The sequence below is a fragment of the Microcoleus sp. S36b_A4 genome, from assembly GCF_036700645.1.
In the GTDB taxonomy this organism is placed as follows: domain Bacteria; phylum Cyanobacteriota; class Cyanobacteriia; order Cyanobacteriales; family Microcoleaceae; genus Microcoleus.
The window spans coordinates 1-15,253 of sequence record NZ_JAUBPI010000082.1; the positions used below are offsets into that span (position 1 = coordinate 1).

Below are 15,253 nucleotides of genomic sequence, written 5' to 3' on the forward strand. Positions count from 1 at the left end.
TGTTGATGTTCTTGGAGTTCGCTGAGCTTGGCTTGTAGGGCTGCAATCTGGGCGTTAGTCGTTTCGATTGCTGTAGCAATTTGGTTGAATTTGGCGGCGAGTAATTGCATGGTTTTTCCTGTGGTGTGATGTGGCTGTAGTGGTTGCCGTGTATGGGTTTGTTTGAGGTGTCTTACCCTTATGTCTTACATACTAACAAGCTGTTAGACACTTGTCAAGCGTTTGTAAGACTAATTTGTTAGACATAAGCAGGGTGTATGACAAGTAAGTGTATGACAGATTCTGCTTATACGTCATACAAACGGCGACGGCTGTTATACAATGGTGTCATACACGTTTGATTGAGGTAAGACAATGGCGTCAACATCGTTAACTTTTCGCTGTCCAGATGAAGTGTTGGAGGCGATCGACAATCTAGGGAAAGAGCGTTATCCGTCGGCACATAATGATCACGGCTGCGATCGTTCTAAGACTTTGATGGACATTATGCGGGCGGGCATCGAGGCGCTAAATGATGGCTCGATCGTCTTACCCGCACCCGCAGCCACAGAAGCCAGACAGCAGCCGTTTGACGTAAGACAAGACTTGTTAGACAGCTTGGAACAGCGTATGACGAAAGTCAAAGCAGAATTAAAGGCTGAAATTTTGGGGGAGTCCGCAGCCTGACCGATCGCCCCAATGACGAACCGCTCAGGCAGCAACTCAAACAAACTCAAGAGCAACTAGAAGAAGTTACGCGCGATCGTCAGCAACTCCAAGCCGAACTCGCAGAACTGCAAAAACGGCTGGACACTACCGAACAGAATCCACCACCTGTGATCGAATTACCGGAGCCGGCCGACTTGCTCAATCAGTTGAAAGCCAAGAATCCAAAATCGAAGGCTGGCTTAAGTGATGCTGATGTGATGGTTGAGATAATTGAAGAGTTCTGGAAGACACATCCCAGGCTTTAGGAATTGATACCCCGGTTAATGCGGGGTTTTTTTTGGCTTGCCTGATCGCACCCAAACAAAAAAGCTCCCCGACCGAAAATGTCAGGGGAGCTTTTTACACGATGGGTAATTGGTAATATTGGTAATTGGCAATTGGCTTTCATCCTTTGCCCCAATTAATTGCAGTATAGCGGCTTCATCAGTTTGCGCTTTGTTTATTAGGATGTAAGCAAAAGAATGCGGTGAAACTCTTGCTAGTAAGGCTTTACAGCCTCAAGCTCTAGCTCAAACGTGATAAATAACTAGAAGAATACTTATCACGCTATTTAGACTTGAGTGAAGCAATTTCTCTCGTTGCCGAAAAGTTTGTGCTGGCTAACGGCTACCCCACAGTGCCAGATATCGGAAAAGTTCAGGGGGAGGGGGAATTTAAGAGATGAACACGGGACGGGGGAACAGGTCGAGAATCTCTGACTTGACTTTTCTAACTTTTTTGGTTACGGTTGCAAAGTGTGGGACACCAACCCCAACCACCCCCAACCACCCCTCTCTCCCTTGGGTGCAAAACCTTAATAATACCACCTTCTTCCATTCCTTAACGTTTTTTACGATACCTCACCGTCTTCGCTAAGTCCATCAATAAACCCCATATACTACCACCAACGACCGTGGCTAGTTGCACATCGTCTAGTTCCACCAGTTCTTCGCAAGCCGAAGCCATGTTGTCGCCGTTCACTTTTTCTTGGGACGCTTCGGGTTGGCGGGTTCCTTGGTTTAAAAACATTGGTTTTTTCCTCAAAAGTATTTTTTTTATTATAAAACATTATTGTAAATAAAATATAAAGATTCAATAAAAATAACACATCTTATTTTAAAGATTATATAAAGATTTTTTTTGTCACTATTTTTTATTTCGAGGGGTTGGGCTTTTTGGGAGCCAACCCCCCAACAAATTTACGCGCTTATTGCCCAGAAGTTTGTACCCGCTAACGGCCCGCGTGCTCGACCACTGGCCGACTTCACCAAAGTACATCGAGAGAGCTTGATTGAGCTGTTAGATCGGGATGATCCAATCGAGTTGGCATCTTACTCAACTTTCTCAGGTAAAATAAATATAAAATATCACACATTTGCTGCCGTGATAGCCGAATGTCGGATGCGGTGAGGTGACATTTGTTTACTGATACCAGCATTCTCGCTATGGCGGACAATAATCTTGCGGAGGCCGTGTCCCTGCCGTCTTGAATCATCCCCCCATTATGAAACGCCACTTATCTTTTGTGATACTACTAGGATCGCTATGTAATGTAAAAATGTAAGTTTTTCTCCAATGGATACCATTTACTGCCTTAAAGGAAATGAATCGCTGTTGTTGGAGGATCGACAAAATATCTGGATTATCAAGACTGGTATGGTAGCATTGTTTGCTGGTAAAGTCAAAAATAGTTTGGTTAGTAGTGATCGCCAATATTTGTTCGATGTGGGTGCGGGCGAAGCTTTATTTGGTGCAGTGCTGGGGGAAGAATGGGGGCTTTTGGTCGTAGCGATCGAACCCACAAAACTATACCAAATTAACATAACAGATTTGGTAGCGCAGGTAACAGTTGATGAAGAAAGGGCAATTGGGTTAGTGAATGGTTGGGTAAACCGTTTAAAGAAGACATTCAGCCAGGAATACACAGCGGCGTTCGCTTCCCAGAACTTATCCTTCATAAATTCCGAGAGTGCTGCTTCATTGCCAAACATTTTAGCCGATTTACATACCGATTTATTCAATTATGTGAAGGGGCAGCAGTTGCAGAAAACAGAGGCGACTTTTCGGCAACTTCATGAAAGAGAAGAACTCAATCTAATCGTAATCAATTCTGCTCTTTCTAAGTTAGCGGGTGTAGTAAAACCGCAGCAAGAAACGGTATCCTTCCAGCAAGGAATTCCTTTGTTAATTGCGGCGGGTGCAGTGGGAAAAGCTATGGGAATAACGATTAGTCCTCCGACGCAGTTGGAGGAACTCAAATCTGTAAAAGATTCGGTGGAGGCTATAGCGCGTTCCTCCCAATTTCGGATTCGGATCGTGGTGTTGGAGGATGGCTGGTGGCGAAGAGAATATGGCCCTGCTTTAGCTTACACCATTGCAGGGCATCCGGTGGCTTTGTTAGTTGTTGGTAACGGTTACGTTTTGTTCGATGGAGTAACTCAAACTCGGACGAGGATGAATGAGACGGTGGCTGCGACTTTGGCACCGGACGCTTACCAGTTTTACCGACCGTTACCTAGTGTTATTAATAATGTCTTGTCCTTGTTAAAGTTTGGCTTCAAGGGCTATGAAAAAGACATCGCCAGCATTATGGTGGTGGGAATTATTGGTACCCTGCTGGGGATGGTGGTACCGCAGGCGACGGGAATTTTGATAGATAGTGCGATTCCAGATGGCGATCGCCATTTATTATGGCAATTAGCGCTGGCATTGTTGGCGCTGGGTTTCGGAAGTTCCGCGTTTGCGATGTCTCAAGGGATTATAGCGCTGCGAGTGGAGAACAGCGTTGATAGTTCGTTGCAAATGGCGGTATGGGATAAACTCCTGGGATTGAGTCCGGCTTTTTTTCGGGAATATGCTTCCGGCGACTTGCTCAACCGCACCTTGTCGGTGAACCAAATTCGTAAGATACTGTCGGGGGGAACGCTACGCACTTTGATGAGTGGAGTGTTCGGTTTGCTGAATTTGGTGCTGATGTTTGTTTACAGTTGGCGACTCGCTTTGGTGGGGGTGGGGATAGCTTTGCTGACAACCGCAGTCACCTTTGTGGTTGATTTTTTGGTAATCCGCAATTTGCGACGGCTGCAAGAATTGGATGGCGAGATTAGCGGGTTGGTGGTACAACTCATTAATGGGGTGGCTAAGCTGCGGCTGGCGCAGGCCGAAGACAGGGCGTTTGCAGCTTGGGCCCAAAAGTACGGTGATCGCATGAAGTTGGAAGCTGGTTTGCAACGCCTTCAAGATGGAATGGATGTGTTCAACGAGTCGCTGTCCTTGGTGAGTTCGGCAGTTTTGTATTGGTTTGCCGTAGTGTCGATTCAGATGGCGCAAGCTAATGACGGTAGCGGGTTGACGATAGGTACGTTTTTGGCTTTTAATGCCGCCTTGGGGATTTTTAGCGGCGCTGTAAGTAGTATTAGCAGTACCGTGACTGATATTTTGGGAATTGTGCCGCTGTGGGAAAGAGCGAAACCGATTTTGCAAACGAAACCCGAGTACGAACCTCATAGAGTAAATCCGGGTCAGTTGCAGAGTGGGGTGGTTTTGGAGCGCGTGACTTTTCGCTATCGGGATGAGGGATTGCCTGTACTTGATGATATAACCCTTTGTGCCCAACCTGGTGAATTTGTGGCGATCGTCGGCCCGTCGGGAAGTGGGAAGTCAACGATTGTCCGCTTGTTGTTGGGATTTGAAACGCCTAATTCCGGAAGGGTTTATTACGATGGCAAAGATTTGGCTTCTTTAGATTTGGTGGCGGTGCGAAGGCAGTTGGGGGTAGTGCTGCAAACTGGTCGGATTGGTTCGGGTTCGATTTATGAGAATATCACGGCTGGGGCGTTGGTGTCGCACGAAAAAGCTTGGGAAGCTGCACGGATGGCGGGTTTTGCTGAAGATATTGAGCAAATGCCGATGAAGATGCACACGGTTATTAGTGAGGGGGGAACGAATCTTTCCGGGGGGCAAAAGCAGCGGTTGTTGATTGCCAGGGCCCTGGTGAATCAGCCCAAAATTATTGTGATGGATGAGGCGACGAGTTCGTTGGATAACCGCACGCAAGGGATTGTTGTTGAAAGTTTGGATAAGTTGAAGGCGACGAGGATTGTCATTGCCCACCGATTGAGTACGATTCGCCATGCGGATCGGATTTATGTTGTTGAAGCCGGGCGGGTGGTGCAGGTGGGGACGTTTGAGGAGTTGGTGCAGCAAGAGGGTTTATTTGCACAATTGGTGGCGAGACAAATGGAGTGAAGAAGGCAGAAGGCAGAAGAGAGGGGGAGAGGATGTAACGAGTTTTGATATGGGATCGAAATATGCAATTTAAATGCACAACAACTTACCACCCGAGTCAGATGTTAATGCTAGGTAATATTGAACCTGATCGGTAAAACGATCAGCCCAGTGTCAGCCACGGTTATAGTGAACGTGTCCAACAAATGCCTCACGGCAATTTACCCATGTAGACTTAAGACTCTATCCCTAGACGCCGGACTTCTCTAAAAAGTCGGGACTCTAAAAATCATTCTTCGCTGCGAAGCAAACGCACATAACTGCCCCCTTGGGCCCACAACTGCTCGTGAGTTCCCCGCTGTACAACCAAACCCTGCTCCAGTACAATAATTTCATCGCAATCCCGAATCGTACTGAGTCGGTGAGCAATCACAACACAAGAACAACCGCGCCGTCGCAAATTCCGGTCTATAATCAACTCTGTTTGAGCATCCAGGGAACTGGTTGCCTCATCCAACACCAACACCGCCGGATTTCTCACCATTGCGCGGGCAATTTCCAATCGCTGGCGCTGTCCCCCACTCAAATTCATTCCCCCTTCAATCAGCTTCGCCTCGTATCCTCCGGGCAATGATAGAATCGTGTCGTGAATCGCTGCATCCTGACAAGCCTTTACCAAATCCGCTGGCGCTACAGTCGAATCCCACAAAGTGAGATTTTCCCGCACAGTTCCACCAAACAGAAAGATATCCTGTTCGACCATTGCCAAAGAAGAAGTTAAAACAGAACGCGAAATCTGTTTTCTGGGTGTACCATCAAACAAAATCTCTCCCGACCAAGGTTGGTAAAGACCGCAAATTAGCTTAGCAATGGTAGACTTACCAGAACCGCTAGTCCCCACAACGGCTACTCGTTGACCGGGCTTCAAACTCAAGCTAAAATCTTCAATCAACGGCTTTTCCACTCGACTGTAACCAAAAGTAATATTCTGCAACTCCACATAACCTTGTAAGCCAAAGGTGATTGGTGATTGCTGAAGAGAAAAAGTTTTTCCCCCTTCCCCCTTGGACTCTTCTGGCCCTGTTTCCACCTCTGGGTCCACTGAATTTTGCAATACATCATCGAGTCGGTTCAAATCCGCTTCCACATCTTGCAACAAACTGCCAAAATTAATTAAACTGTCGATCGGTTCCAAAAAACCAGCCATTAAACTCTGGTAAGCAACCAGCATCCCCACACTCAGCGTCCCGTCCATCACTTTCAAGCCGCCGACTATTAATATAGAAGCTGTCATCAGCGCCGACAGCAGCGTGGGTAAGATTGTCAAAACTTGAGATTGTAAAGCTAAATCCTGTTGTGCGTTCAGCGCTTTGGCATAGTAGCCAGCGAACTTGGCAAATGAGTCGGATTCCAGACCAGAAGCTTTTAGTGTTTCGATCGTTTGAATGCCTGCGATCGCCACCCCATTCACCTTACCATACTCCTGCGCGAGCTTGAGATTCGCATCCACCCGCGTCCGCAACATCAACTGTAGGGCGAAGAAATTAATCGAGGCAAAAACAAGGGCTATCCCAGTCAGGAGGCGATCGTACTGTAGCATAATTAAAAAGTAAAAAACCATCATCACCGTGTCGATGATAGTTTTACCCAAAGTACCCGAAAGTATCCCCGCAACCTTGTCATTCAGCGACACCCGACTGCTAATTTCACCCGCAAAGCGCTGTGCGTAAAACCCAACTGGCAAACGCAAAATGTGCCAAACAAACTGGCCCGACATCGTTACCGACAGCTTCAACATCAAATTCCGCAGGTAGGTAAGTCGCAGGGAAGCGAGAATACCCCTAAGTACCGCCGTGAGAACCATTCCCAGCACCAAAGGCTGTATCCAATCTTGGCGTTGGGAAACCAAAATTTCATCCACGAAGACTTGGGAAAAAGCAGACACCGCCAAGCGAGGAACGGTGAGCAAAAACCCCGCGAACAGGCAGAATAAAATGGTACCCCAAGAGTACCGCAACCGCGACACTAAAGCCGCGAGAGTGTTCCTTTTTTTACCGCCCTTTTGAAAAGAAGGGCCAGGTTCCATTACCAGGATAACCCCAGTGTAAGCGCGATCGAACTCTTCGAGGGAAACCGTTCGCTGTCCCGTAGCGGGGTCATTGAGATAAACGCACTTTTTCCCGAACCCCTCTACTACCACAAAGTGGTTAAAATTCCAAAATACAATGTAGGGTGAGGGAATGGTTTTCAGTTTTTCCAACGGCGCTCTAAACCCTTTGGCATTTAAACCATAGTTCCGCGCTGCTTTAACCAGATAAAAAGCACTAGAACCATCTCGCGACACGCCGCACTCGCGCCGCAGTTCCGCTAGCGGGACAATGCGCGAGTAATATCCTAGAATAATGCCCAAAGCAGCAGCACCGCATTCTACAACCTCCATTTGCAAAAGCGTGGGAGTGGGAACGCGACGGGGTAGAAGTCGGCGCAGAATACTCGAAATCATCGCTGTCTTTTGTTAAATTTCAATACACACCAGTCCAAGAGCGAAACAGAGGAATAATATAAGAAATCGGAGCCACTTCTCCTACTTTGACCCGAACTAATGTAGTAGTACCTGATGAAACTTTTAACTCAGGCCCCTTGGAAGAAGACCAATTATAACCACTTTTTGTAGTTGCATCTTCTTGCAATTGAACAAAAACTTGCACTCGGGCACCATTCTCACCAGCCAGACTTTTCGCTAACTCTTCATTGCCCACAACTGCGGCAATTTCCTGAGTTGTCACCGGAAAAGGAGAAACATTCGTTACTACCCCAACAATACCACCGTAGCGCTCACGCTTGACAACGCTGGGGGTAACTTGTACATTCATACCTTGTTTAATTTGTTTACCATCTTTATCCGCAAAATAAACAATACTTTCCAGTTTGACATGAGAATCTTCAGCTTCAATTATTCCCAGACGGGTGCCAGCGCCAACAATTTGACCCGGCATAACGCTGGTGTCTAAAACATACCCATCATGTTTGCTGATAACTTGACTTGACTGGGCCAATTGCACTTCTAATTGAGAAATCTTGTCTTTAATTTCTTGGGTTTGATTGGTTTTGTCAAGAGATTTTTCTACGTCTTGTTGAACCTGTTGGGCTTTTTGGGCTTCGATTTCCTTAATTTTGGTTTGGAATTCGTCAATTCTATTTTGAGCTTGTAGGTATTCGCGCTTGGCATTAGTTTTTTGGATTAGGATTTCTTGTAAGTTGGTTTTAAATTCGTCAATTCTATTTAAGTTTTGCTGGTATTCTCGTTCTGTATTGGTAACTTGAACATCAATTTCTTTAATAGCATTTTTGAACTCATCAACTTTATTGAGATTTTGGAGATATTCCCGTTCGGTATTGGTTTTCTGAACATCAAGTTCCTTAAGTTGCGTGTCGATATCCGACACTTGCGTCTGCGCGTTCAACAATTCCTGTTCCGACTGCAACAGCACATCCTGACTGACGATTTTTTCTTCAAACAAACCACGACGAGTTTCTACGCGCTGTTGCAAAGTTTTTAGCAACGCGCTAATTTGTTGCTTTCGCTCAAGAAGACTTTCGCGTTTTTCTGCGAGTGCTGCGAGAGTTTGTTGCCGCAGCACTGGCGTAACTTGCTCTCGGCGCACACTTTCCTCCAGACTTTTACGCTTTTGTGCAAGTGCGGTGAGAGTTTGTTGGCGCAGCACTGGCGTAACTTGCTCTCGGCGCACACTTTCTTCCAGACGTAAGCGTTTTTGCTCTAGTGCTTGGAGGGTTTCTTCTCGCAGCATTGGTGCGAGTGACTCGCGACGCAAACTTTCTTCTAAGTCTTTCTGCTGTTGCTGAAGCGTTATCAATTGTAGCGCTATCTGCTGCTTTCGCAGAGCTAAGGTACTTTGATTCTGTTGTTGCAGTTGGGCTAACTTGGCTTTCTGTAACTCTAGTTCTTTTTGAAGTTGAGACTGATCGACTGTAGCGAGTACCTGCCCTTGCTTAACTCTATCTCCCGCCTTAACATTTATGTTTAATATTTGACCTTCCTTAGGCGCTTGGAATTGTACCACATGACGCGGACGAATCAATACGCCAGCACCCGTAACGGTGAGAGGAATGCGCCCAACTACACTCCAAACCCCAGCCCCAACAATTAAACAGCCCATCGAAACCAAAGGTAACCAAGTTTGGGGGCTGACTACCCGCATTAGTTTGTCGAGTTGTTCGGGTGAAGAAAGGCGCTCAAGCGCTTCTTCACGGAAGAGTTTGTTGCCTGGAGGCATACATTTTTTTGTTTTTGCTTAGCTAGTGATGTTTTCTATAGTAAGCTTTAAAGTTTCATTATACTTACCTATTGGTTTCATCCCAAAAGCCCTAATTTACGATGGCATGGGGGTAAAAATGCGCCCCGCCAAAAAATGGACGGGACTGTGGTGTCTAAGCGGCTCTGTTTTTTAGTATGTCAAGTTGCGCCAAAACTGCAACTTGATTTTCGGCCTCAAGCACAATCGCTCCATCGCTGGCGAACCTGCAATTTCGAGTTCAAGGCGATCTTCGTTCCAGGCAGGCACATCAGATACTATGCGTTGGCCAGCGATTCGCTAGGGCATTAGTTTTGTGGTAAGCCTGGTGCTTTGTCTTACGTCATTGTATTACAACTTAACGAATTGTAGGACGGCTTTTCAGAGGTTGTAAGACTAGATTGTCAGACATAAGTAAGACTCATGTCCAGCAAGTGTAGGACGGTGGGAAGTTATGCGTCTTACACTTTTAGCATGAGTAATTTGCTAGTTAGCAGCGCGGTTTCTATCCGGGTGGGTCGAGGTTATTCATTTTTCTAGGTTCGGTGTAGTGTTTGGCGTGTAAGTTTGTCTTACGCTTAGGTTTTACATAATGGTGGCAGTGTATAAGACAATTGTTAGACATAAAGGTGTGTATGACAAACAAGCGTATGACAATTTTGGCTTATCTGTCCTACAAACAGCAACTGATGTTATACAATAATGTCATACATATATGACTGAGGTAAGACAATGGCGTCAACATCTTTAACTTTTCGCTGTCCAGATGAAGTGCTAGCAGCGATCGACAATCTAGGCAAAGAGCGTTATCCGGCGGCTAATACTAAACACGGGTGCGATCGCTCTAAGACTTTAATCGACATTATGCGGGCGGGCATCGAGGCGCTAAATGATGGCTCTGTTGTCTTGCCCGCACCGGAAGAAGTCAGACAGCCGTCAGACGTAAGACAAAATTTGTCAGACAGCGTGTTAGAAGCGCGTATTACAGAAATTGTCCAACGTCAGACTGAACCATTGCGCGCAGCGCTAAAGGCAGAATTAAAGGCTGAACTGTTGGGGGAGTCCGCGGCCTGACCGATCGTACCCATGACGAACCGTTCAGGCAGCAATTAGGCTCCATGCCGACAGAGAATCAGCAGGACTACGATCAGCTTTTAGAATCGAGTTCTACGACGATCGACAACCAGCGCAAGGTGGTAGCACTATTACAATCCCGCCAAGGAGAAGAACGTGAAGAACGGGAGAAGGTTGAAGCGCAAGTCGCAGAACTGAAACAAAATCCAGCACCAGCGATCAAGCTACCGGAGCCAGCCGACCTGCTCAATCGGTTGAAGGCTGATCGCAAAAAATCTACCGCATCGCTCTCCGATATTGAGAAAATTTTAGAAATTATTGAGGAAGACGGCAATGAATGATGAACCGATTGAATGCCCGAACTGTGGTAGCACCGAGCTGACCGTGGTTTCCGTAAGCCACCGTGAAACCTTGGAGGAATTTACCAATTATCGGTGCGCGGCCTGTAATCACACTTTTGAGAATATCACCGACCTCGAAGGAGAGGAGCGGGAAGAGATGCGAAACTATGCTGAAATGCAGCGGTTCGAGCGGGGAGAATAGAAGAGTCCCCCCAAAACAAAAACCCCCGGCGCAAGGTCGGGGGGCGTTTCTATGAAGGGTAATTAGTAATTGGTAATTGGCAATAGGTTGCCCCAATGAGTGCAGTATAGCGGCTTTGGATTTTTGGCGATCGGTACAATAAGCTTGTCGTTTAGTTGCAGCGGCGACACATTCCAAAAAAGAAGCCCCCGGAGATTCCCGGAGGCTTCTTTTTTATTCGAGCTAATGTCTGTTTGTTTCAATCAAATCACCGATAACACAGTCCGGCTCGGTTCATCTGGGACAAGGTAGCGCTCGGTTATGTTGGCAATGTTCAGCGATCGATGTTCAGTGGTTTAGCTCTTGCAGAATTCGATTAAAGCTTCACACTCGATTCTTGACCGAAACCAGTTCATCGGCTTGATGGTGAATTTTTCATCATTGCAGGACGAAGAGATGAAACCTTCATCCTCAAAACAGCCACCTACTTCGTACAGGCTTGTTAATTCGCTTAGCAATTCTTGCTTGTACTCCTCTGGTGCTTTTTCTAGGTTTGCCCCCCACATTTTCGTACAGACATCGTAAAAGCTTTTATCTCCTATCATCTTTTTTTCTCCTATTAGTTGTTAGTTCGTTTCAGTCAAATTGTCTGTAACACCGTAGCGCTCGGTTGTGTTGGCAATGTTCAGCGATCGATGTTCAGCGGCTCGAAAGGGCAAACCATGCAAGTGAGGAGGAATGGCGTTTCTGATTCTAGTCGATTAATTTCTTCCCCAGAGCAAGTCTCATAAAAAACTGAATCTATCGCCTGCAAATATTCGTGTGGGGTTTCTCTGCCACAGTCCCCGCAATGATAATATCCCTCTGGCAATTCATTATCTTCCATTGATTTATGCTCCTTTGATGAATGTCATCTGTTCGGGTGTTAGCTGCTGAATTTGCTGCGGTGGCTGCCAGCGAGGGCCCCAGTTCTGGCGAAGTTTGTAAAGTGCGATCGGACGAAAGTAAGAGTTCGGCAGCGCTAACCCAAACACCAATACCCGATTCCTGATTGGTGTAATAAGTCTTGAACTGTTCGCGCGATACTTTTGCCAGTTGCCCTTGCTGAGATTCTTGCCACAGTCGATCGACAGTCAGAGATTCGCGTTTTATAACCTTGACTGTGCCGATCGCTTCACCTACTGGCAAGGTTGAATAAATTACAATGCTATCGCCCGCTTTTAGAGAGGTTCCAAAGTTGCCTTTTCTCAATTCAATTGTTTTTGGATTGCAGTCGAGGAAGAACGCATCAGCCCACGTCGGGCGGACAGAGATTAAGTAAGTGCTGCTGGGTTTATTCATCTTCATCCTCATTCCGTCTCAACGCCTCCCTTAACGCTTCTTGCATTCGCTACAGCTAAGTCAATGCTTTCGCTGGCAATATCTATCAATTTCTGTTCTGGTTCTTCCAGCCACGACGTATCTGTAAATGGATTGCAGATGTGCGCTTCGGCTCTGAGTTTGGCAGCTTGCAAGAAGGCGATGCAGGTAGCTAATTCATCAGGAATTGGTGGATTGCCGGAATGTTCGTACTGCTTCATGGTTGGCATCGTTTTGCTCTCCTTAGTTGTAGTCGTGGTTGTTCAAGTCATCAGAGAGGATGATGTCACCGCGCCTGACTAACTCTGCAAAAATGGCATCGTAAATTGCATCAAGCAATTAGCCGGGAATCACCCTTAATAACTTACTAAGCATTGTTATTACCCCTTTCGTTTTGTAGGAACTCTTGAATTTTTGGCAACTGTGCAATCTCTCCATCATCGTAATTTTGAATTAGCCACTTCAAGAGGCTTTTTCCGTGGCGTGAATAGCTGCGTGTTGGATGACCGTTTTTTTCACCACACTTTAAAACTGACTTGATAATTGTGCGGATATTTGCGCCCGATAAAGCAGCCTCGGACACGGACACAAATAATTGCTCAGGAGCCAGGTTAGGGAACATCTGACCAAACCGTCGGACAGTCCACACGAAGCCGGACACTTCGCCGGACAGCTTGTCTGACAACGGTTCTGGCTGTCCGTTGTCATAGTCGGACACTTCCTCTTGGGAATCCTCTGGGGAATCCTCTGTCGGACTATCGGACGGCTTTTTATCGCCCAAATTAAACTCTAAATCGTAAGTTCGTTGCCAGTATTCAGAATCAGATAGCTGGGGTTTTTTATTGGTTTCGACAGTCGTTATTCCTGCCTCTTGTTGAATTAAATACTGTCTGAATTTCTCGATATCAAAATCCAGTTTTTCGTCTATTTCTTCTGGCGTAAGTTTGATAATAGACTTCTCGATACAAGGCAGCAAGCCGACGTTCCCACCCCCCAGAGTCGTGAAGAAAACTGGAATTTGTTTGGCTTTAGATTCCGCCATTAACTCGTTAAGCTGTGCTAAAAGCGTCTGGCGTTGAGCATTGTCAGAGACGATGTACTGGTTCTTAATCGCCAGCTCCACCAGCAGATAATCACCCTTAGTTTTGCCGTCCTCCGTCTTCACTAACAACCCTTGAGCGACAATCGCCATGTTTGCCCGCAAGTTCGCATCTCCCACCAATCCAAGCGCTTCAAGGTTTAAGGATTGAGCCAACACTAGAAGGCAAACATTGTAATCTCGACCGACTGTAATAATGTCGAGCAACATTAATTCAATCTTTGCCCAAAGTGCTTTGTGAGCCTTCCGAAGCGTCAAGACAATTGATGACCAATCCTCTAAAATCAACCGTAGCGGGGGCAAGTGTTTGCGGTCAGCTTCAGATATGTTGTCAAGTCTGGCTAAGAAATTCTTGTGGAAATTCTCAATTAATTTGTAAGCTTTTGTCGGGTCTATTGAATTGAAAATGGTTAGTTTCCCTGCTTCCCGCAGCCCGCAGAAACTATCATTTTTCCGTCCAAGAATCCACACCGATGCAGCCTGTCTTTTGCTTCGTGCTTGGCTGTACACAGAATCTAACCATGCCGATAAAGTGTGGCTTTTGCCAGCGCCCGTAGAACCTGTTAAAAGCATTGACTTATCCGAGTAAGCTAAATCCTCTAATAGTTGCTCTCCGGGGGTTTTACGTGACTGAATTGCTAGCGCTGAATCAGACTCTACTTTGTCGCTAGGGTTGTTGATGCTGTCCAGCGTTTGCGTCCCCGTCAACTGGAACTGGAAAGGAGTCTTTTGGTTTCGCAAGAAGGCGATATATTCTTGCTTTTTGTCCTCAGACAATCCCGCAGTTTCTGCCTCAAAAATGGCTTCCTCAGCCTCCAGTTGAGCAATTCTGATATCGGCTTCACCCAAAACCTCACACTGCTTGATAACCACGGCGCAATCGTTCGCGACAGCTTCCACGTCTCCCTCCGCTTGGACTTCTTTAATCCTCATTGCCCGGTAATCTTCCAGCAGTTCGCTACGAGCATTCAGTTGACCTTTTGCCAAGTCGCGTTTCTCTGCAATAGCCTCGTAATTTGCAAGCTGGCGCTCGGAATTCTGCAAGCTTCGGAACCCGATACCTGCGACCCAAAAACTGCCTCCAGCAAGCGCCATCCACAGTGCTTTATGTGGATTTGTAGCGGGAATTCTTTTATGAAAAACCACGTTGGGATTTGCCTTCCACCGCTCCGCATAATACTCGGTCATGATGTAGGGTTTGCCTGCCTTGTCAACGCACTGCAAGGCTTGTTTATTGCGGATGCAGAGTTGCACCCTATTGCTTGCCGTCCCCTGGATTGCGGTTATCCCGCTATACACTCCCAATATCAGTGCCAGGGCAACTGCTGACAATTTACCTGCAATTGGGAGTCTTTCAAAAGTCAGAAGCAGTGCGCGGTTTGACTTAAGTAATTGAGCGTGTTTTTCGGTTAATGGTGTCATTACTTGCTTCCCCCTTTGGCTTTGAACATTAGGCAGAAAACGATGATGACAAGCGCAATTGAAGGCAAGTAATCAAAGCTATTAGAGACAAGTTTTCTTACTGTCTGAATTTCTTTAATTCCTGTTTCTAGGCGTGGTTCTACCTCCCCTACTTGCTGCGATTCAGATAGCGGTTCGGCAAGGCTAGCAAGCATACCGATACTCACCCCAGCACCAACAATTGCAGTAGGCAAGCGATGCTTTGATTGCCCGGTAATTTTGGCTGCTAAATAAATCTGGTAGATACCAATTGCAACTACCGAACCGCCCGCGACTTGCATTGAATGGAAAGCGAAAACCACTGCCGAACCTAAGACTGTGGGTGCTACTACTTCACAGAGGTTGGCAGCGTCTCGGTATTGGCGTTCGGCGTTGGTTTCCTCTGGTTGCGGTTGATCAATTGTTGGTGCTGCTGTAGCTTGATATTGCTGGTGCTGCTGGTTTTGTTGCTGTCCCCCTCCCGCAAAAGAGAGGGGACTTGACCCGATGAATTCGTGCATAAGTCAGTCCC

At 46.6% G+C, this 15,253-nt stretch carries 13 protein-coding genes; 5 read left to right on the forward strand and 8 right to left on the reverse strand.

The features are described 5' to 3' along the window. Positions 1–354: 354 nt before the first annotated feature. Entirely contained in the window at positions 355–666 is a 312-nt protein-coding gene (locus QUA03_RS21995; protein WP_333214941.1) for a hypothetical protein, read from the forward strand. A gap of 861 nt (positions 667–1,527) precedes the next feature. Here the strand turns inward: QUA03_RS21995 and QUA03_RS22000 are convergent. Beyond that, the gene (locus QUA03_RS22000) at positions 1,528–1,716 is read right to left on the reverse strand and encodes a hypothetical protein (protein ID WP_333214943.1); all 189 of its coding nucleotides are present in this window, start codon (positions 1,714–1,716) and stop codon (positions 1,528–1,530) included. A gap of 546 nt (positions 1,717–2,262) precedes the next feature. Between QUA03_RS22000 and QUA03_RS22005 the strand changes: the two genes are divergently transcribed. Beyond that, positions 2,263–4,935 (forward strand): NHLP bacteriocin export ABC transporter permease/ATPase subunit, encoded by a 2,673-nt coding sequence (locus QUA03_RS22005; RefSeq protein ID WP_333214945.1) that lies wholly within the window; start codon positions 2,263–2,265, stop codon positions 4,933–4,935. Between the two features lie 268 nt (positions 4,936–5,203). Here the strand turns inward: QUA03_RS22005 and QUA03_RS22010 are convergent, their stop codons facing one another. Together QUA03_RS22010 and QUA03_RS22015 are read right to left on the reverse strand one after the other, a co-directional pair. Further along, a complete protein-coding gene (locus tag QUA03_RS22010; RefSeq protein WP_333214947.1) occupies positions 5,204–7,417 on the reverse strand; it encodes an NHLP family bacteriocin export ABC transporter peptidase/permease/ATPase subunit in 2,214 nt (737 codons plus the stop codon). A 19-nt stretch (positions 7,418–7,436) separates the two neighbouring features. Next, positions 7,437–9,209, reverse strand: coding sequence for an NHLP bacteriocin system secretion protein (locus tag QUA03_RS22015; RefSeq protein ID WP_333214949.1), 1,773 nt, complete (start codon positions 9,207–9,209; stop codon positions 7,437–7,439). A gap of 750 nt (positions 9,210–9,959) precedes the next feature. On the opposite strand from QUA03_RS22015, the gene QUA03_RS22020 reads away from it, so the two are divergent. The 3 genes from QUA03_RS22020 to QUA03_RS22030 are packed head-to-tail and all read left to right on the forward strand — an operon-like array spanning position 9,960 to position 10,844. Further along, the gene (locus QUA03_RS22020) at positions 9,960–10,301 is read left to right on the forward strand and encodes a hypothetical protein (protein WP_333214951.1); all 342 of its coding nucleotides are present in this window, start codon (positions 9,960–9,962) and stop codon (positions 10,299–10,301) included. Between the two features lie 44 nt (positions 10,302–10,345). Beyond that, complete coding sequence (locus QUA03_RS22025; protein WP_333214953.1) at positions 10,346–10,642, forward strand: hypothetical protein; 297 nt, start codon at positions 10,346–10,348, stop codon at positions 10,640–10,642. Beyond that, positions 10,635–10,844: a hypothetical protein gene (locus QUA03_RS22030; protein WP_333214955.1), complete on the forward strand. Its 210-nt coding sequence runs from the start codon at positions 10,635–10,637 to the stop codon at positions 10,842–10,844. Before QUA03_RS22025 ends, QUA03_RS22030 begins: the two co-directional genes overlap by 8 nt. Positions 10,845–11,179: 335 nt before the next feature. Here QUA03_RS22030 and QUA03_RS22035 read toward each other — a convergent pair whose 3' ends face one another. From QUA03_RS22035 to QUA03_RS22055, 5 genes are all read right to left on the reverse strand, one after another. Continuing rightward, on the reverse strand, positions 11,180–11,428 hold the full coding sequence (locus QUA03_RS22035) for a hypothetical protein (RefSeq protein WP_333214957.1): 249 nt from the start codon (positions 11,426–11,428) through the stop codon (positions 11,180–11,182). Between the two features lie 196 nt (positions 11,429–11,624). Continuing rightward, positions 11,625–12,164, reverse strand: a complete 540-nt coding sequence (locus QUA03_RS22040) for a hypothetical protein (protein WP_333214959.1) — start codon at positions 12,162–12,164, stop codon at positions 11,625–11,627. Between the two features lie 8 nt (positions 12,165–12,172). After that, on the reverse strand, positions 12,173–12,412 hold the full coding sequence (locus tag QUA03_RS22045) for a hypothetical protein (RefSeq protein ID WP_194011279.1): 240 nt from the start codon (positions 12,410–12,412) through the stop codon (positions 12,173–12,175). Between the two features lie 137 nt (positions 12,413–12,549). Further along, positions 12,550–14,703, reverse strand: a complete 2,154-nt coding sequence (locus QUA03_RS22050; RefSeq protein WP_333214962.1) for a hypothetical protein — start codon at positions 14,701–14,703, stop codon at positions 12,550–12,552. After that, positions 14,703–15,242, reverse strand: a complete 540-nt coding sequence (locus tag QUA03_RS22055) for a hypothetical protein (RefSeq protein ID WP_333214964.1) — start codon at positions 15,240–15,242, stop codon at positions 14,703–14,705. Before QUA03_RS22055 ends, QUA03_RS22050 begins: the two co-directional genes overlap by 1 nt. Between the last annotated feature and the right edge of the window lie 11 nt (positions 15,243–15,253).